This is a genomic window from Candidatus Njordibacter sp. Uisw_039, assembly GCF_047730075.1.
In the GTDB taxonomy this organism is placed as follows: Bacteria; Pseudomonadota; Gammaproteobacteria; order Pseudomonadales; family Balneatricaceae; genus Njordibacter.
The window spans coordinates 663,907-680,424 of sequence record NZ_CP159831.1; the positions used below are offsets into that span (position 1 = coordinate 663,907).

Genomic DNA, 16,518 nt, shown 5'->3' on the forward strand with positions numbered 1-16,518 from the left:
TAAACCTCTTAGGCCTAATGTAACCAACCTAGTGTTACTTCATGCTCATTTGAGCACAATAAAAATAAGTCGAAACCTTAGGAGGATGACGACATGAAATTTACTAAACTAGCTACTGTGGCCTTAGCTACTATTGCTGTATCGGTGCCCGTAGCAGCCGATCTAATGTTCCCTTCATTAAGCTACCGTACAGGCCCATACGCGGCCGGTGGTGCGCCGTTTGCTGATGGTTACGCTGACTTCTTTACCTTAATGAATGAACGCGATGGAGGCATCGGTGGCGCCAAAGTTGTCCTTGAAGAGTGTGAAACTGGTTTTTCTACACCCAAAGGTGTTGAATGTTATGAAGCCACTAAAAACGATGGTGCATTGTTGTACCAGCCTCTTTCAACGGGCATGACCTACCAGTTAATCCCCAAAGCTACAGCTGATGGCATTCCTATTTTGACTTCTGGCTATGGCCGTACTGCTGCATCTGATGGCACAGTATTTCCATGGGTATTTAACTTCCCTACTAACTATTGGGCCGGTGCTAGTCGCATTATCAACCATATCCTTGATAATAATGACGGCAGCCTTAAAGGCAAGAGTGTTGCCTTGCTTTATCATAACTCTGGTTATGGTAAAGAGCCTATTCGTACCTTGGAAGCTTTGGCTGAAAAGCATGGTTTTGCGCTGACATTATTGCCAGTAGATCACCCAGGTCAAGAGCAAAAGTCACAATGGTTACAAATTCGTCGTGAACGCCCAGATTTCCTACTAATGTGGGGTTGGGGCGTGATGAACCAAGTAGCTATGCAAGAAGCATCTAATATTCGCTTCCCAATGGAGAACTTCTATGGCATTTGGTGGTCAGGTACTGAGATAGACGTTCTTCCAGGCATGGCATCCCATGGCTATAAAGCGGCGAACTTCAGTGTGGTTGGTAGTGACTTCGCGATCTACGACGATTTGCAAAAGCACGTTATCGACAAAGGTTTGGCCGCAGGTACCGGTGCTAATGTAGGTTCGGTTATTTATAACCGTGGTCTATATGCTGGTATGGTCGCAGCAGAAGCTGTCCGCAACGCCCAAAGCATCCATGGAGTGGCAGACATTACCGCAGCCATGATGCGTGATGGTTTGGATTCACTCAACATGGACAACGCCGCTTATGCTCGTAATGGTATGACAGGCTTTGGTCCTGAGTTTGCTGTGACTTGTGAAAACCATGGTGGTAATGGCATGGCAATAATCCAAGAGTGGGACGGTAACACCCAGTCATGGAACATGATTAGTGGTTTTGAAGCGCCTGATATGGAGCTAATCGCGCCGCTAATTAAAGCGGATGCTGAAGCTTACGCTGCAGAAAACAACATCACTCCGCGTGACTGTTAAGAGTTAAGTTAATTTCTTAACTAAGCGAGGTGCCCGTTTTAAACGGGTGCCTCGACTTTTAATTTTCACTAAAACAGATTGTTTTGCTGGTGATAGGATAAAATCATGACCACAGGAAAAGCACCGATACTGGCCATCAACAATATCGAGGTCATTTATGACCACGTGATATTGGTTTTGAAGGGCGTATCTTTAGAAGTGCATGAAAAAGGCATTGTGGCCTTGCTTGGCGCCAACGGCGCTGGTAAATCTACCACCATTAAAGCGATCTCTAATTTATTGGCTTCCGAGCGCGGGGTCGTGACCAAGGGCACTATTGAATTTGAAGGCCAAGATATTAATGCGAGCAACCCTGCTGATTTAGTTGAGATGGGTGTAGTGCAGGTGATGGAAGGTCGCCATTGTTTTGAGCACCTAACCATTGAAGAAAACTTGCTGGTAGGGGCATACACTCGCCGCGATGGTCGACGTAGTGTGCAAGAAAGTTTAGATTTGGTATATGAGTACTTTCCACGTTTAAAAGAGCGACGTAAAAGTCAGGCCGGTTACACCTCTGGTGGTGAGCAACAAATGTGTGCCATTGGCCGTGCTTTAATGGCCAATCCCCACATGATTTTGCTGGATGAGCCATCTATGGGTTTAGCGCCTCAGTTGGTGGAAGAGATTTTCGAAATTGTTAAAAAACTTAACGAAGAGCAGGGTGTAACCTTTTTGTTGGCCGAGCAAAACACCGCAGTGGCACTGCGTTACGCCACTTATGGCTATATTATGGAAAATGGCCGGGTAGTGATGGATGGCAAAGCCAGCGACTTACGTGAAAACGAAGACGTTAAAGAATTCTACTTAGGTGTAAGTGATGGTGAAAAGAAGAGTTTCCGTGATGTGAAGCAGTATCGACGCCGCAAGCGTTGGTTGGCTTAATTATCGATGATAAAGGACACGCCATGACTGATTTTTATGACAAGCTAGAAACTCGTGACCCTAGTAAGCGTCAAGCTGAGCAGGTCCAAGCGCTATCTAACCAAGTGGCTCATGCTCAGGCGACATGCCCTGCGTGGGCAGATATCCTGCAAGCAGTCAGCGCCTCTGATATTACCTCAGCAGAGTCCTTCGCAGCCTTGCCAATTACTCGTAAATCTAGCCTCATTGAATTGCAAAAGAACAGCATGCCCTTTGGTGGTTTGGTGAGTTCTGAAGCAGCACCACTAGCTTACGTATTCACATCGCCAGGGCCTATCAACGAACCAGGCTTTGACGTGCCAGACCATTGGCACTTTGCAAGAGCGCTTTACGCTGGTGGGTTGCGTAAAGGCGATTTGGTTCACAATACTTTTTCCTATCACTTCACGCCAGCAGGCATGATGTTTGATAATGCCGCAAAGGCCTTAGGCTGCACGGTCATTGCTGCCGGCGTGGGTAATAGCGAGATGCAAGCTCAAAGTATTGCAGCCCTTAAGCCTAAGGCTTATGTGGGTACACCATCATTTTTTAAAATTGTGTTAGAAAAGGCTGATGAACTAGGCTTAGATGTAAATTCCGTTACCCATGCAGTGGTTAGTGGTGAACCGTTTTTTCCAGCCCAACAAGCCTTCTTCAAAGCCCGTGGTCTGCAAGTATTACAAGGTTATGCAACGGCAGACCTAGGCAGTATTGCCTACGAAACATCGGCTCAAGAAGGCATGGTGATTGACGAAGAGGTGTATTTAGAAATTGTGCGCCCGGGCACTGGAGACCTTGTGGCAGATGGTGAAGTAGGGGAGGTGGTGGTGACTAACTTTAACCCCCATTACCCGCTTATCCGTTTTGCTACGGGCGACATGTCCGCCATAATGGCAGGCCAAAGCCCTTGTGGACGGACTAATAAACGTATTAAAGGTTGGATGGGGCGTGCTGATCAAGCCATTAAAGTACGAGGTATGTTTGTTCGCCCAGAGCAAGTAGCAAACTTAGTTGCCAAGCATGAGCAATTGGTAAAAGTTCGCCTACAGGTGACCCAGGTGGATGGCCAAGACAACCTACAAGTATTGTGTGAAACCACGGTCATTTCGTCTGAGATGGCGGCCCAAATAACTCACAGTGTGCGTAGTGTTTTGCATCTTCGAGGTGGAGTGGTGCTGCAAGAAGTTGGCAGTCTGCCTAACGACGGTATAGTCATTCACGATCAACGTGAGCATTAGCATTTTGGTTTGTGGTTCTCGGCCTTTACGTAAAAATCAATTAAACGTCGAATAAATAAAGAAGACAACGCAGTTTATTGCATACAGCACAGCGATGGGTTTGGTGTTGGCGCGAGCAATGTGGCTACCCTTGATGTGATAATTGCCTTGCATAACCAACAGTGTGCCCGAAACTGGGTTGATAGAACTACCTAAACCCCACGCCGATAGAAAGGTCATGGCAAGCAAATTTGGGTCAGGTTCTAACGTCAGTATTAACGGCGCTATCACCGCCATGATCATAATGACATGCACGCCTAAACGAGCTGCTACCAAACAACAGCCTAAGGTCAAACACGCTTCAAGTGGACCATAATGGGCAAAAGGTAGCCATGGAGGCGTTATTTTAAACAGCGCACCTAAACCAATAGCAAATACGCCTGCCGCCAAAAACAACGTAACCTCGTTGTGCATGTTAGCCAAACGGTTAGAAATATGGAGGCGAAGCTGGGACGCACGGCCTTCGTAGATTAGTACCACGATTACTAGCAAGGATGCAGTAATGGCAATGATTTGAGTGATTGCAATGGTGGGCCAAAGCTGGTGGGCAACAATCACTGTTAAAGCCAATAGAGCAGGAAGAACTAGGCTGCGACCCATGAGTGGATAACCCGTAAGCGTCGATTCAGGGATCTTGTGTAACCAATACAGCATGGCTAAGCTGATCAAGCCCATAGGTGCACCAACACTCATCACTGCTAACATATTCATGTCTGGCACAAGGCTTAAGGTGTATGCCATGGCGGCAAAAAAAGGCGACCAAAGAGCGCATAGGGCAAAATTAATAGTAAGTAGGCTGGCCGTGCGAGTATCTATCTTACGACTATCACTGAGTTTTTCAGCAATAATTAACAAGGCGGATACGTTAATAATGGCGCTAAAGAAATGCCCTGATGCTAAGGTACTAATGAGGCCTTTATTTCCTGCAGGTGGTAGTCGCTTTTTACTCTGATTAGCTGGTGTCGCAATGAGGCTTAAAAAGCTCACTGTGGCTAGCATTGCTAGCAGCTGAGTATTGCTATTAATGAGCTGGTAAAGCGGTGCAGGGGCGCCTTCAAGAAGGCTGTAGCCTAAGCCAGCTAGCCCAACGATAATCAATACCATCGATTGAACCAAAGAGCGGCGGGCGAGCAGTCTTAAAGACGAAATTGCAAAGCTCCATAGCAGCATGCCAGCAATGGGATAAAGTGCTGGAAAGACCAAAGTCAGCATGCTTAAGAGGGCCCCAGCTGCTAAGCTATAGCCACGGAATTGCTGGATCAAAGTGTAACTCGAGAATTACGAATTTTATTAAGAGTTACCAGTTCGCGCTGCACTAAAGCCTGCCATGTGGGTTGAGCCAACATGCGCTCAAAGTAGGCAGATAGAGTAGGCCAGTTGTTTTTATCAATGTCTTCACCGCCGTGCATAAAATTAACCATCTGACTGGTAATAGCAATATCTGCTAAAGAAAAACAGTTGTCTACAAAGTAGTCCTGGTTAGCTAGCTGGCTAGCAAGATAGTCAAATAATGGAGGAATATGTTGTGATAACGCCTCTTGTATACGTTCTTCATTGGGTGCTTTACCAGACGTGGGCCTTATAACCCGTTGCAGAAATACTGTCGCAGAAAGCCATGGTGCCAATTCATAATCGGCAAATTTTTCTAACCAGCGCATCTGTGCCCGTGACTTGGCTGTGCTTGGAATGAGTTGTGTTAAGGCATCATGATCTAAGGATTCGATAAGGTAATTACAGATAATGCTAGAGTCAGGCTGCCACCAGTCATTCTCTTGTAGTACGGGAATTTTTTTCAACGGGCTGATATTCACGAAATCAGCTGGCATGAATCCTGGCGCCACTACCTTGAGAGTGTATTCAGTTTTAGAGATCGTTAACAAATACATGACTTTGCGCACAAAAGGCGAAAGCGCTGCACCATGAAGGGTAAAGGCCATGTTAGGAATCCAAAAAGTTAAGTGTTGCTATTGTGGCTGAGGCGACCCACAAACTCAAATAATTTACTAATATAATGGGTGGTTCCAATAAATAACTAAGTGGTTGAAATAAACACAATAATTTTCACATTAGTGCTTGACAGAAATCTGCTCAATCACTAATATGCGCACTCCAGTTTGGTACGGCCAGCAGGCAATATCAACCGCGAATGTGTCCCGTTCGTCTAGTGGTCTAGGACACTGCCCTTTCACGGCGGTAACAGGGGTTCGAACCCCCTACGGGATACCACTATTTTTTGGACTTTAGTTAGTGGCCAGTAGTTTTCATAAAACCGCCAACTTATAACTACAAACCTAAAATGGTAAAGGTTAATCACAAGCCTTCAACAAGTGATATTTAGCGGGAATAGCTCAGTTGGTAGAGCACGACCTTGCCAAGGTCGGGGTCGCCGGTTCGAATCCGGTTTCCCGCTCCATTTTTTCTAAACATTAAAAAAAACACCCCCCGGTAAGATATTGTTCAATGAACAGGGTGGCTTCAATTGGCATTGCTACATCCATCACCAAAAACCCACTGAAATAGCTAATACTGCAAAAGATCTTTGGCATTAATTATCAAATACACAAGATTACCCTACATATCCCAATTTTCAGTTGACATAAACCAGCAAAATTAATAATATGCGCACCACTCTTTACAGAGCTATAGCGTCCCGTTCGTCTAGTGGCCTAGGACACTGCCCTTTCACGGCGGCGACAGGGGTTCGAACCCCCTACGGGATGCCAACAAAACACTTTGTAAAATTAGAGTCTAGGGTCATAATAGCAAAGGTTCATCACAAGCCTTAAATCAGTGATATGTAGCGGGAATAGCTCAGTTGGTAGAGCACGACCTTGCCAAGGTCGGGGTCGCCGGTTCGAATCCGGTTTCCCGCTCCAAATTTAGGCCGAATGGCAGAGTGGTTATGCACCGGATTGCAAATCCGCTAACCCCGGTTCGATTCCGGGTTCGGCCTCCACATTCAAGACCAGTAATAACCAAAGATGACCTGTAGCCCTTGTATTTAAAGGGTTAAAAATAGGTGCATAGTCATTACTGACCATTAACGTCTACTGGTGTCACCTCTGTTTAGGGGGTACACTTGGGGGTATCAAGAAGTTTAACCTTGAGATATACCCCCAATGCCACTAAATGTACCCCAAATAAAGAACGCTAAACCTGCTGTTAAACCATATAAGCTCGCCGATGGTGGTGGCCTTTATTTACTTATTAATTCTAATGGCTCCAAATATTGGCGGCTAAAATACCGTTACGGCGGCAGAGAGAAAGTATTAGCCTTGGGGGTATATCCTGACGTTTCGTTAGCCTTGGCCCGTGACGAAAGACAAGAAGCAAAGAAACACCTACGCGACTTTGTTGACCCGTCCAAAGTGCGCAAGCAACGAAAGCAAGCCACCATAAGTAAGACAGTAAACTCCTTTGAGGCTGTAGCTCAGGAATGGTGGCAAAAGCAAGTGGGGAGATGGTCGCTAGATCACGGTACAAAAGTGTGGCGGTCTTTAGAATCTGACGTACTACCATACCTTGGCCATCGTCCAATATCTGAAATAACCACTGATGAGGTGCTAGCCACAGTAAGGCGTGTTGAAAAAAGGCAAGCTTTTGATCTAGCAGGGCGTATTTTGCAGCGTTGTAGTTCGGTCTTTCGTTATGCTATCCAAACTAAGCGTACCTCGAACAATCCAACTGCTGACTGCGCAGGCGCTCTAGAAACACGCAAACGACAACATCGGTTAGCATTGAAAAAGTCTGAACTCCCCGCATTCCTCAAAGAATTAAAAAACTATGAAGGGCATCCTGTTACACGCCTAGCCTTAACCCTGCTAACCATTACATTTGTTCGATCTGGTGAGCTACGCTTTGCCACTTGGGATGAGTTCGACTTAAATAATAAGATGTGGCGTATACCTGCCGAACGCATGAAGATGGGCACTGAACATCTAGTTCCACTATGTCGCCAAGCAATTGCCGTGATAGAAGATCTGAAACAGTATACGGGCGATGATAAATACTTGTTTACTGGTGAGCGATCGAGGTTAAAACCAATCAGCAACAACACCATGATTTATGCCATGTATAGGTTAGGCTATAAAAGCCGAGCTACACCCCATGGCTTCCGCACCAGCGCTTCATCTATCCTGAATGAAGAGGGCTTTAACCGTGATGCCATAGAGCGCCAACTATCTCACATGGAACGCAATCAAGTGAGAGGGGCTTATACTCAACATGCTGAATATCTTAAAGAGCGAACTTCCATGATGGACTGGTGGGGTAATTACATCGAGCAACTAGAAACTAGTTCTAATATAGGCCCCATCAATGTTGGTTAAGGTGGTAAATAAGAACCATTGAGTTATATGTTGAAGAGGTGTGGCATGAGCAATAAAAAAATTCGTAATATCTCAGATATGCCTAAGTGGTTTAATCTAGATAAATACAACGGTACAACCTCGTTCACTGCAGCGGGCTGGGCTGAACAGCTTGGCCATAGAAGGCACATTGAGTGGATGCTTGGTCGGCATAAACTAGATATAAGCAACGATGCTGTGAATATGTTTGAAGAAATTAAAAGAGATCCAACACAGACACTTAGTTTTCTTTCGTCACCATTGCTGCCTGACTCAGCAAGTTATTCAGCTTACGTCCAGCCTTTAAAATGTGGACTTGTCCACGCATTAGCGTCAGATATTGAAAACCACTATGGTTTAGACGAATCAGGAAGTTTGGGATCAGCTGCGGGTATTACTGTAAGCAGTTACTTCAAAGATAATGAAGTTTATATGGATTCATTAGTGCCTGTAATCATTGACCTTAATGGTTCAGATGTAGACGTTAGGAATGATTTCGATCGCTACCTCAAGCAGGCTAGAACTATTGTGGGCATTGAAAGTAAGAAGATTCACATCAATCAAAGAGAGTTTGAAAAGTTACAAGATTACTGCATGCTGCCATATATTGACCTATTAATATGGGAGAAAATATCAGGTTATAAAATAAGTGCTAGCGTAATATTAGACATGCTTTTCATGGACCGTGCTGACAGGAATGGTGATGAAAAATTCATTACTGACACGATAAAGCCATTTAGTCAAAAAATAGATGATAAGTTTATTAGATCCCTCAAGAGTCGCATCAGGTAACTCTAAATATCGTAAAATTTAATTATTTTTTTTCGGTAAACAATGTAACGATCCACAACTAATGTATAGCGATGTTAAATACTGTCTAAGGAGACACAAACATGGCTAGTAGCATTCATTCAAAGCAAAACAGCAATACGTTACCACCAGTATTAGCCCGCATCATACGCTGGCCTGAAGTTAATCTGAAAACAGGGTTGTGCCGCTCCCATGTTCACCAGTTGGTGAGCAAGGGACAGTTTCCTGCCCCTATAAAGCTCACACCTAATGGAAGAGCAAGTGGTTGGGTAGAGTCTGAGGTTAGTGCGTGGCTTGACCAGCGCATTTTAGACTCGCGCTCTGTCAGTCCAGCATTAGCATAGGTGGCAGACATGAAAAAGATCATCTCAACGATCAGTCATAATCACCTAGCCAGTCACCACTTAATCCAAGAGGCGACTCTAATGCGCAATCATAACCCTGTAGAGCGTTTTTTTGCCCTTGCACCGAGTCGGAAGAGGGCTATTGAGGCCATGTGTGCATCATGCATGGGTTGCACTACAAATCATCTAGAGGAGGGTTTTAAGAACGAAATTCGTAATTGCTCTTCGCACTCATGCCCATTGTATTTATTTAGGCCGTATAAGAAGTCTGAAAATATCCCACCACAATAATTTTTAACAATAGTGCGAATTAGGCTATGGCTGGCTTGGTTCACCTATTTTGTAATGTGGTAGGTATTTCATATTATCTTATAGCAGGACTAACCAATGACTATGACAAATCAAAGCCCATACACGATAAACACAGACTCGTATGACATCAATACAGGCAAAAATAAACATTCGTGTTTCACAAACATTCTGGACACTATGCACGCTCAAATGCAGGCTATGCTCAGTCACCACAATAAAATAATCGTGGTACGGGTCGACTTGCATTGTGAAAAATACACGCCTTGCAACATTGAGCTATCTAGGTTCATGTGTAAGGTCAGAAAACGGCTATATAGCCACTACAAATGCGCGCGTTTTGGCTACCTATGGGTACGTGAGCAGGAGCGTTCAAAGAGCCAGCATTATCATGTAATGCTTATAATCGACGCTAACAAGATTCAGCAACCTTCGGCACTACTGGGTTGGTTACAGGAGCGATGGTCTGTTAGGGGCCATCCCAGACCATACGTGCCAGAGAACTGCTTTTATATGGTACACCGTGGTGATGATGAAGCATTTGGTGAGGCGTTTTACCGATGCTCATACTTGGCCAAGGAGCGAGGTAAGGGCTATGGCAGAGTGGGTGCTAATAACTACTCTGGCAGTCGGGTAAGGTTAAAAAGTTTCAACTAGCAGGAGTAGTTTTGCACCTTAAAAAAGATCGCAATTAAACGGGTAAGCTAAGACACCAGAATCAAAGATAGTAATTAAGTGACAGATAAAACAAGAGAGCTAATCAGTAATGAAATCACAAACTGTTAAAACGAATCCAGAAGTTTCCCCCAAACCTAACAGCCAACTTATAAAGCTTATCGAACAAACAGGTATCAAGGGCATTGTTCCTGATGTAGTCAAAGCAATAATGAGCCCCTTAATTAACCTCATTGCTAATCGAGATGGTGATGATGCTGGCGGCGCATTCAATAAGGCTATAACGCTGATCGCCGCGTCTGATCCTAAAAATCAACTCGAACTCATGCTAGCTACACAATTGGCTATGACCCACATTACTTTAGGCAAAAGCGCACGACTATTAGACCAAAACTACAAAGACGTTCAAACCATCAACAGCCTCGGTAACCTATACACCAAGTTATCAAGATTGGGCATAGACCAGATCAATACACTTGAACGCATGAAGGGCAAAGGCCAGCAAAAAATCATTGTTGAAAAGGTGAATATTGAGGCTGGTGGTAAAGCTGCTATTGGAGTTTATGAGGGGGTAGGTATAAATGCTAAAAAAGGACTATAAAGCCCTTGTAGCGACCAATCGGTTTGACCTAAATACCTTACCCATCTGTGGGGCCAGAACACGCTCAGGAGGCTTATGTAAGCATAAGGGCAACGTTCGTAATGGTCGATGCAAACGCCACGGTGGAGACTCTACAGGGCCAATTAACCAAACCTTTGGGAAGGACCATCACCGCTATGTTCATGGCCTTAGAGCTAAAAAAGTAATCGCCATACGCAAGCTGGTAGTAAAGATGAATCAATCTTTAAAAGGTTTAGTTCATTAGGCTAAATAACAAGCAAATTTAACAATCAACCAAGTCGCTCGCTATACAGGCTAGAGCCATATCCATTGAATTAGATCTTTGAGTTGGAGTCATTTCGCTAGCAAACATATTTTTATGTTCACCAGCTAACTTGTTACCCAACATTTGCCCAATAATGAACCACATATACCCTCGTTCGTTGTCTACAACAACACCTTGACCAGCAACATAAAATATTCCCATCATAGTAACAGCCTGAGCGTACATTTGTTCAGCAGCTAAGGTGTTCCACTTCAAAGCTGTCTTATAATTTTTTTTAACACTGTGTCCATAATAATACATTAGCCCTAACCTATGTTGAGAAGTACGATTCCCTTGTTCAGCGGCCAAAGTGAACCACCTTAATGCCTCCCTGTTATTCTTTGGACGTCCATGACCAGCTTGAGCCATAATTCCCAATCTAAGTTGAGCAACAGCATCTCCCTGCTCCGCAGATAAGGTGAACCATTTCAATGCTGTCTTATAACTCTTTGAGACACCCCTGCCAGATTGGTACATATATCCCAACGCATTTTGAGCATCAGCATTTCCGTTTTTAGCAGCCACAGTCCACCACTTTACAGCTGTGTTGTCGTTCTTTAAAACACCTTGGCCACTACGGTACATATGTCCCAACGCATTTTGAGCATCAGCATTTCCGTTTTTAGCTAAAGGAGTCCATTCTAGCAGTGCAGTTTTGAAATCTTCTGATTGAAATGCTTTAAGACCTTTATCAAAATCGGCAGTAACTACAATTCCACTAATCTTTACACCGTCTCTGTAGGTTCCTGTGGATTCTTTATTTACAGTTCCGTCTTCACGGTAGTAAACCCAAGCGCCGTCTCTCTCACCGTCCTTGTGGTTGCCTTTGAACCATAACTGACCATTCTCATAGTAACTAATCGCAGCACCTTCTCGGTAACCATTCATGAAGTTACCTTTGTTCATTAACTGACCATTCTCATAGTAACCAATCCAAGCACCATTTTTCACACCACTCTTGAATGACCCTTGTTCTTTCCCAGTTACCTTTCCAGTAAAGGGGACATCAGTAAACTTCTTGTAATAGAGACCATTTCGCTCAACTAAGTCATCAATAGTCTGGCTCCAACTGGGAGACGACAGAAGTGATATAAAGAGTATGGTTAGTAGTGTGTTGATTAGTTTCATTAGTCTAACAATCGGTATAGTTGCTTTCTAAACATCGGCTAGACATATCCTGTGCTTTAGATATGTCAGCTTGGGTCATTTCTTTAGCTACAATATCTTTATTTTTACTGGCTTGATCTGGTCCATCGTTATAAGCACTTAAACTCGACCACATGTACGCACGTCGATTGTCCTTAAGAATGCCAGTTCCTGCAAAGTACATAATTCCCATACTATATTGAGCAACTGCATGCCCCTGTTCAGCAGCTTTGGAGTACCACTTTACTGCTATCTTGTCGTTCTCTGGGACACCTTCGCCAAAATCGTACATGCCCCCTAAAAGATCTTGAGCTTTAGCATGCCCCTGCTTAGCAGCTTTGGAGTACCACTTTACTGCTATCTTGTCGTTCTCTGGAACACCTTTACCAGTATCGTACATGCCCCCTAAAAGATCTTGAGCTTTAGCATGCCCCTGCTTAGCAGCTTTGGAGTACCACTTTACTGCTATCTTGTCGTTCTCTGGAACACCTTTACCAGTATCGTACATAAATGCCAGATTATATTGTGCAATGGCATCTCCCTGCTCAGCAGCCAAGGTATACCACTTCACAGCGGTCTTATCGTTCTCTGGGACACCTGTGCCATTATCGTACATAATACCCAAACTATTTTGAGCCTTAGCATGTCCCTGCTCAGCAGCTTTAGTAAACCACTTTACTGCCGTCTTATCGTCCTCTAGAACACCATAGCCATTATCATACATAGTCCCCAGATTCCATTGAGCTTGAGCATGTCCCTGCTTAGCAGCTTTGGTATTCCACTTAGCTGCAATCTTATCGTTCTTTGGAACACCATTGCCTTCGTAGTAACTTAACGCCAGATTCCATTGCGCTTGAGCATAACCCTGTTCAGCAGATTTGGTAAACCACTTCACTGCGATATTTTCGTTCTTTGGAACACCTTCACCATGGAAATACATTATGGCTAGAATGTATTGAATAACAGGATCCCCCTGCTCAGCTAAAGGTGTGAACTCTGCTATAGCCGTTTTATAGTCACCTGATTGAACTGCCTTTAGACCCTTATTAAAATCAGCAGAAAATACCAACCCACTAGCCAATAGCATCGTAAATATTAGCGATTTGATTATCTTTTTAATATTCATACACCGGACCAGAAACTGATTATTCTCTTCGTACTTTAGCTACAGTTTTTCGCACTTCCCACGAACATTGTAGCGATTACTATAGGCCGAAAACTTCATATCATAAATAATTTTATTATCAAGCTTAGGCATGATGGTAATAGTATGCATAGTTTTCAATTTAGCTCCAGTTGAGGTTTTAGATTGCTCAATATACTGTATTTCTCTAAAGTTTTTTGTGTACCTTAATACTTTTGCTAATTCCAAATCGTAAGGTGAATAATCTACAGAATACAGCTTTGTAAGCTCTTTATCATCGTTGAAGCTTATCTGAATCGTACTCGGAACCCAGCCCTTAGAAGCACTAGCGTCTAGCTCACAATTATAAGACTCACCTGAATTAGACTGCATCTGATTTGGTTGGACTTGTGTATCTATCGATAAGACGACTTCCTGACAATTCTTATAGTTGCTCTCCAAGCAACGGCTAGTCATGTCCTGTGCTTCAGATATATCAGCTGGAGTCATCTGCTTGGCAAGCTTTTCTCTATGATGAGTGCCTTCAAGATAGCCATTATGAGCAGCTAAGCTGAACCACATATAGCCTCGTTTAGTGTCTATTGGAAAGATTACACCAAGGCTGTACAAAAACCCCAGATTGTTTTGAGCTGCCCCATGCCCCTGTTCAGCAGCTAATTTATTCCACTTTCTCGCAGTCTTATCATTCTCTAGTACGCCTTTACCAAAGTCGTACATATTCCCCAGATAAAATTGAGCATCCGCATCCCCCTGCTCAGCAGCTAATGTGTACCACTTAACCGCTTTTTTAAAGTTCTTTGCAACACCTTTACCGTTATCGTACATGGTCCCTAGTACAAATTGACAAAATACGTCCCCCTGTTCAGCCAACGGCGTCCACTCTGCTATAGCAGTTTTATAGTCGCCTGATTCGTATGCATTCCAACCCTTGTCAAAACTGGCAGCAACTACAAGTCCATTACCCAACAACAAAGAAAATGTTAGTCCAATAATTATTTTTTTTATAATCATACATTAGTCCAAATATTGATTATTTTCTTCATACTTTAGTTAAAGTTTTTTTCGCACTTCCCACGAACATTGTAGCGATTACTATAGGCCGAAAACTTCATATCATAAATAATTTTATTATCAAGCTTAGGCATGATGGTAATAGTATGCATAGTCTTCAATTTAGCTCCAGTTGAGGTTTTAGATTGCTCAATATACTTTATTTCTCTAAAGTCTTTTGTGTACCTTAATACTTTTGCTAAATCCATATCGTAAGGTGAATAATCTGCAGAATACAGCTTTGTAAGCTCTTTATCATCGTTGAAGCTTATCTGAATCGTACTCGGAACCCAGCCGTTAGATTTGCTAGCGTCTAGCTCACAATTATAAGACTCACCTGCATTAGCTCCTAACGAAAATAGTGAAATGGTTGCAATTGTTAAACTAGTTAAAAAGATCTTTTGGAACATAATAATTACCTATTTTTAGTGTGCATTATCAAGACTTAAATTACTGCGATTTTATCGTTCAGAAAGTTTCTTTTCGTATTTATAATACCTACTAAACATACTACTAATATTACATTGATATAGATACAGGAAAACTTCTCAATTTAGCCTTACACTATGGCTGTAGGGTGCTTAATCGATGTTAGCGAGGGTGTTTATTAAAGATGGATATAGCTTAAATATTTTTTATTGGGTGGGGGTATTTTTGGGGGTATAATTTAAATAAAATAAATAAAAATATATATAAATCAGTGCTTTAAGGCTTTGGTATGAGTGGGGGTTCGGCCTCCACTTTCACTTTCACTTTCACTCTGGTTATGACGATCCTAGTCACGACCTTACTTTACCTCTCTTAAGCTGCGGTGGCGGTTATCTGTTTAGTCTCAGTATTGGTTGATTGAAGGGTTTAACCATTGACATTTTCTGGTCACAAAAGCTAATAAATGAACTAACTCGGCGCACATGGAGAATTATTTGACGTACTGGGTATTTAACCGAGTCTATCTGACTGTATAATCCGCAGCTTAAGGAGATCCTCATGTCACTATTAAATTCTCTACCCGGAAATTCTGGAATTATTATTTGCGGCCATGGTAGCCGAGCCAAAATTGCTGAAGAAGAGTTCAGCCTGTTGGCGGCCGGATTGCGGGCTAGGTTCCCCCAGCTCGAAGTTGAATATGGTTTTTTGGAATATTCCTCACCTAATATTCACATGGCGCTAGATCGCTTGATTGGTAAGGGTATAACTAATATTTATGCGGTGCCTGGTATGCTATTTTCAGCAACCCACGCGCAGAATGATATCCCCTCTGTATTAACAACTTATATGCAGAAAAACCCTGCTCTGACCATTAAGTATGGTCAAGAGCTTGGCTTACATGATGAAATGATTATGGCCTTTCAGCATCGCATTATGGAAGCTGTTGACCTCGTTGAAATGCCAAAACCAGGCGCTTTATACGACACCATGCTAGTGGTGGTTGGTCGGGGGACATCAGTTGCACAAGCTAATGCAGAGGTTTCCAAACTAACTCGTATTGTGGCAGAAAACATGGGTTTTGGATGGTGTGAAACAGTGTATTCTGGCGTTACTTTTCCTTCGGTGGGTAGGGGTTTAGAAATGGCATTGAAACTTGGCTTTAAGAAAATAGTAGTGGCCCCATATTTTCTTTTTTCTGGCAAATTAATTGGCCGTATTCATGGTTATATTGAAAAGGTGGCCGCCGATCACCCCGACGTTAGTTTTCACGTCGCGGATTACCTCCGTGATCAATCCCATGTGATTAATACCTTTGTCGAGAGAATTGAAGAAACAGTATCTCAACCTGCAGTTAACAATGGTTTAATGGAAAACTTCCAAGCAAGGTTAGCGGCTGGTGAAGTTACAGTTCATCATCATCATGCAGAGTTTCAGCCAGAAGTTGAATCTGCTGTGGAAGCGCATGCACACTCTCATGAACATTCACACCAAAAGGATGCTGGACATAGCCACTCTGGGCATGGGCATACACATGCTCCTTACCGGCACATTGCTCATCCACATGGGCCCAGAACCATGATTGATGAAAATGTTTGTTGTTGTTTTATGGGCCAGTTCCCTCAAGCCGTCGTTGATGAGGAGCGTGCGCTTAGGTTGGCATTAGGTAAGCCAGTTATTGATCAAATTCCGCAGTGCAAGGTGAAGTAGCACAAACGATAGCGTCATCTGTTAACGTCGAATTCACTG

The 16,518-nt window shown here is 43.4% G+C and carries 17 protein-coding genes and 5 tRNA genes; 16 read left to right on the top strand and 6 right to left on the bottom strand.

What is annotated here, in order from left to right; all coding sequences use genetic code 11:
- Window positions 1-93: 93 nt before the first annotated feature.
- From ABXT70_RS03155 to ABXT70_RS03165, 3 genes are all read left to right on the top strand, one after another.
- Complete coding sequence (locus ABXT70_RS03155) at window positions 94-1,377, top strand: ABC transporter substrate-binding protein (protein WP_443641732.1); 1,284 nt, start codon at window positions 94-96, stop codon at window positions 1,375-1,377.
- Window positions 1,378-1,482: 105 nt separating this feature from the next.
- A complete protein-coding gene (locus ABXT70_RS03160) occupies window positions 1,483-2,298 on the top strand; it encodes an ABC transporter ATP-binding protein (protein ID WP_443641733.1) in 816 nt (271 codons plus the stop codon).
- A 23-nt stretch (window positions 2,299-2,321) separates the two neighbouring features.
- Window positions 2,322-3,554: a phenylacetate--CoA ligase family protein gene (locus ABXT70_RS03165; RefSeq protein WP_443641734.1), complete on the top strand. Its 1,233-nt coding sequence runs from the start codon at window positions 2,322-2,324 to the stop codon at window positions 3,552-3,554.
- A 36-nt stretch (window positions 3,555-3,590) separates the two neighbouring features.
- On the opposite strand, the gene ABXT70_RS03170 is transcribed toward ABXT70_RS03165, so the two are convergent.
- Window positions 3,591-4,805: a hypothetical protein gene (locus tag ABXT70_RS03170; protein ID WP_443641735.1), complete on the bottom strand. Its 1,215-nt coding sequence runs from the start codon at window positions 4,803-4,805 to the stop codon at window positions 3,591-3,593.
- Window positions 4,806-4,852: 47 nt separating this feature from the next.
- Window positions 4,853-5,530, bottom strand: a complete 678-nt coding sequence (locus ABXT70_RS03175) for a glutathione S-transferase family protein (protein ID WP_443641736.1) — start codon at window positions 5,528-5,530, stop codon at window positions 4,853-4,855.
- 213 nt (window positions 5,531-5,743) lie between these two features.
- On the opposite strand from ABXT70_RS03175, the gene ABXT70_RS03180 reads away from it, so the two are divergent.
- The 12 genes from ABXT70_RS03180 to ABXT70_RS03235 all read left to right on the top strand — a co-directional run bounded on the left by ABXT70_RS03180 (window position 5,744) and on the right by ABXT70_RS03235 (window position 10,943).
- Window positions 5,744-5,819, top strand: a tRNA-Glu gene (locus tag ABXT70_RS03180).
- Window positions 5,820-5,930: 111 nt separating this feature from the next.
- Window positions 5,931-6,006, top strand: a tRNA-Gly gene (locus ABXT70_RS03185).
- A gap of 234 nt (window positions 6,007-6,240) precedes the next feature.
- A tRNA-Glu gene (locus ABXT70_RS03190) sits at window positions 6,241-6,316 on the top strand.
- Between the two features lie 77 nt (window positions 6,317-6,393).
- A tRNA-Gly gene (locus ABXT70_RS03195) sits at window positions 6,394-6,469 on the top strand.
- Window positions 6,470-6,475: 6 nt separating this feature from the next.
- Window positions 6,476-6,549: transfer RNA gene (locus ABXT70_RS03200), tRNA-Cys, on the top strand.
- 163 nt (window positions 6,550-6,712) lie between these two features.
- A complete protein-coding gene (locus ABXT70_RS03205; RefSeq protein ID WP_443641737.1) occupies window positions 6,713-7,921 on the top strand; it encodes a tyrosine-type recombinase/integrase in 1,209 nt (402 codons plus the stop codon).
- 45 nt (window positions 7,922-7,966) lie between these two features.
- Window positions 7,967-8,731, top strand: a complete 765-nt coding sequence (locus ABXT70_RS03210) for a DUF6387 family protein (protein ID WP_443641738.1) — start codon at window positions 7,967-7,969, stop codon at window positions 8,729-8,731.
- 101 nt (window positions 8,732-8,832) lie between these two features.
- Complete coding sequence (locus ABXT70_RS03215; protein ID WP_443641739.1) at window positions 8,833-9,093, top strand: helix-turn-helix transcriptional regulator; 261 nt, start codon at window positions 8,833-8,835, stop codon at window positions 9,091-9,093.
- 9 nt (window positions 9,094-9,102) lie between these two features.
- The gene (locus ABXT70_RS03220) at window positions 9,103-9,384 is read left to right on the top strand and encodes a hypothetical protein (RefSeq protein ID WP_443641740.1); all 282 of its coding nucleotides are present in this window, start codon (window positions 9,103-9,105) and stop codon (window positions 9,382-9,384) included.
- A gap of 96 nt (window positions 9,385-9,480) precedes the next feature.
- The gene (locus ABXT70_RS03225; protein WP_443641741.1) at window positions 9,481-10,059 is read left to right on the top strand and encodes a YagK/YfjJ domain-containing protein; all 579 of its coding nucleotides are present in this window, start codon (window positions 9,481-9,483) and stop codon (window positions 10,057-10,059) included.
- A 109-nt stretch (window positions 10,060-10,168) separates the two neighbouring features.
- Complete coding sequence (locus tag ABXT70_RS03230) at window positions 10,169-10,678, top strand: hypothetical protein (protein ID WP_443641742.1); 510 nt, start codon at window positions 10,169-10,171, stop codon at window positions 10,676-10,678.
- Window positions 10,659-10,943, top strand: coding sequence for an HGGxSTG domain-containing protein (locus ABXT70_RS03235; protein ID WP_443641743.1), 285 nt, complete (start codon window positions 10,659-10,661; stop codon window positions 10,941-10,943). The genes ABXT70_RS03230 and ABXT70_RS03235 overlap by 20 nt, the downstream gene beginning before the upstream one ends.
- Before the next feature lie 18 nt (window positions 10,944-10,961).
- On the opposite strand, the gene ABXT70_RS03240 is transcribed toward ABXT70_RS03235, so the two are convergent.
- The 4 genes from ABXT70_RS03240 to ABXT70_RS03255 are packed head-to-tail and all read right to left on the bottom strand — an operon-like array spanning window position 10,962 to window position 14,753.
- Entirely contained in the window at window positions 10,962-12,131 is a 1,170-nt protein-coding gene (locus ABXT70_RS03240) for a hypothetical protein (protein WP_443641744.1), read from the bottom strand.
- A 4-nt stretch (window positions 12,132-12,135) separates the two neighbouring features.
- Window positions 12,136-13,275 carry an SEL1-like repeat protein gene (locus tag ABXT70_RS03245; protein WP_443641745.1) on the bottom strand — a complete coding sequence of 380 codons (1,140 nt, stop codon included), beginning with the start codon at window positions 13,273-13,275 and terminating at the stop codon, window positions 12,136-12,138.
- Between the two features lie 39 nt (window positions 13,276-13,314).
- Window positions 13,315-14,304 carry a tetratricopeptide repeat protein gene (locus tag ABXT70_RS03250; RefSeq protein WP_443641746.1) on the bottom strand — a complete coding sequence of 330 codons (990 nt, stop codon included), beginning with the start codon at window positions 14,302-14,304 and terminating at the stop codon, window positions 13,315-13,317.
- A 35-nt stretch (window positions 14,305-14,339) separates the two neighbouring features.
- Window positions 14,340-14,753 (bottom strand): hypothetical protein, encoded by a 414-nt coding sequence (locus ABXT70_RS03255; RefSeq protein ID WP_443641747.1) that lies wholly within the window; start codon window positions 14,751-14,753, stop codon window positions 14,340-14,342.
- A gap of 577 nt (window positions 14,754-15,330) precedes the next feature.
- Between ABXT70_RS03255 and ABXT70_RS03260 the strand changes: the two genes are divergently transcribed.
- On the top strand, window positions 15,331-16,479 hold the full coding sequence (locus ABXT70_RS03260) for a sirohydrochlorin chelatase (RefSeq protein ID WP_443641748.1): 1,149 nt from the start codon (window positions 15,331-15,333) through the stop codon (window positions 16,477-16,479).
- The last annotated feature ends 39 nt before the right edge of the window (window positions 16,480-16,518 follow it).

Excerpts from the sequence above, each read along its gene's own strand:
- ABXT70_RS03235 (WP_443641743.1), top strand. The coding sequence starts at position 10,659 with ATGCTAAAAAAGGACTATAAAGCCCTTGTAGCGACCAATCGGTTTGAC.
- ABXT70_RS03240 (WP_443641744.1), bottom strand. The coding sequence starts at position 12,131 with ATGAAACTAATCAACACACTACTAACCATACTCTTTATATCACTTCTG.
- ABXT70_RS03175 (WP_443641736.1), bottom strand. The coding sequence starts at position 5,530 with ATGGCCTTTACCCTTCATGGTGCAGCGCTTTCGCCTTTTGTGCGCAAA.
- ABXT70_RS03225 (WP_443641741.1), top strand. The coding sequence starts at position 9,481 with ATGACTATGACAAATCAAAGCCCATACACGATAAACACAGACTCGTAT.
- ABXT70_RS03215 (WP_443641739.1), top strand. The coding sequence starts at position 8,833 with ATGGCTAGTAGCATTCATTCAAAGCAAAACAGCAATACGTTACCACCA.
- ABXT70_RS03160 (WP_443641733.1), top strand. The coding sequence starts at position 1,483 with ATGACCACAGGAAAAGCACCGATACTGGCCATCAACAATATCGAGGTC.
- ABXT70_RS03220 (WP_443641740.1), top strand. The coding sequence starts at position 9,103 with ATGAAAAAGATCATCTCAACGATCAGTCATAATCACCTAGCCAGTCAC.
- ABXT70_RS03255 (WP_443641747.1), bottom strand. The coding sequence starts at position 14,753 with ATGTTCCAAAAGATCTTTTTAACTAGTTTAACAATTGCAACCATTTCA.
- ABXT70_RS03155 (WP_443641732.1), top strand. The coding sequence starts at position 94 with ATGAAATTTACTAAACTAGCTACTGTGGCCTTAGCTACTATTGCTGTA.
- ABXT70_RS03250 (WP_443641746.1), bottom strand. The coding sequence starts at position 14,304 with ATGATTATAAAAAAAATAATTATTGGACTAACATTTTCTTTGTTGTTG.
- ABXT70_RS03165 (WP_443641734.1), top strand. The coding sequence starts at position 2,322 with ATGACTGATTTTTATGACAAGCTAGAAACTCGTGACCCTAGTAAGCGT.
- ABXT70_RS03205 (WP_443641737.1), top strand. The coding sequence starts at position 6,713 with ATGCCACTAAATGTACCCCAAATAAAGAACGCTAAACCTGCTGTTAAA.
- ABXT70_RS03230 (WP_443641742.1), top strand. The coding sequence starts at position 10,169 with ATGAAATCACAAACTGTTAAAACGAATCCAGAAGTTTCCCCCAAACCT.
- ABXT70_RS03170 (WP_443641735.1), bottom strand. The coding sequence starts at position 4,805 with ATGCTGACTTTGGTCTTTCCAGCACTTTATCCCATTGCTGGCATGCTG.
- ABXT70_RS03260 (WP_443641748.1), top strand. The coding sequence starts at position 15,331 with ATGTCACTATTAAATTCTCTACCCGGAAATTCTGGAATTATTATTTGC.
- ABXT70_RS03210 (WP_443641738.1), top strand. The coding sequence starts at position 7,967 with ATGAGCAATAAAAAAATTCGTAATATCTCAGATATGCCTAAGTGGTTT.
- ABXT70_RS03245 (WP_443641745.1), bottom strand. The coding sequence starts at position 13,275 with ATGAATATTAAAAAGATAATCAAATCGCTAATATTTACGATGCTATTG.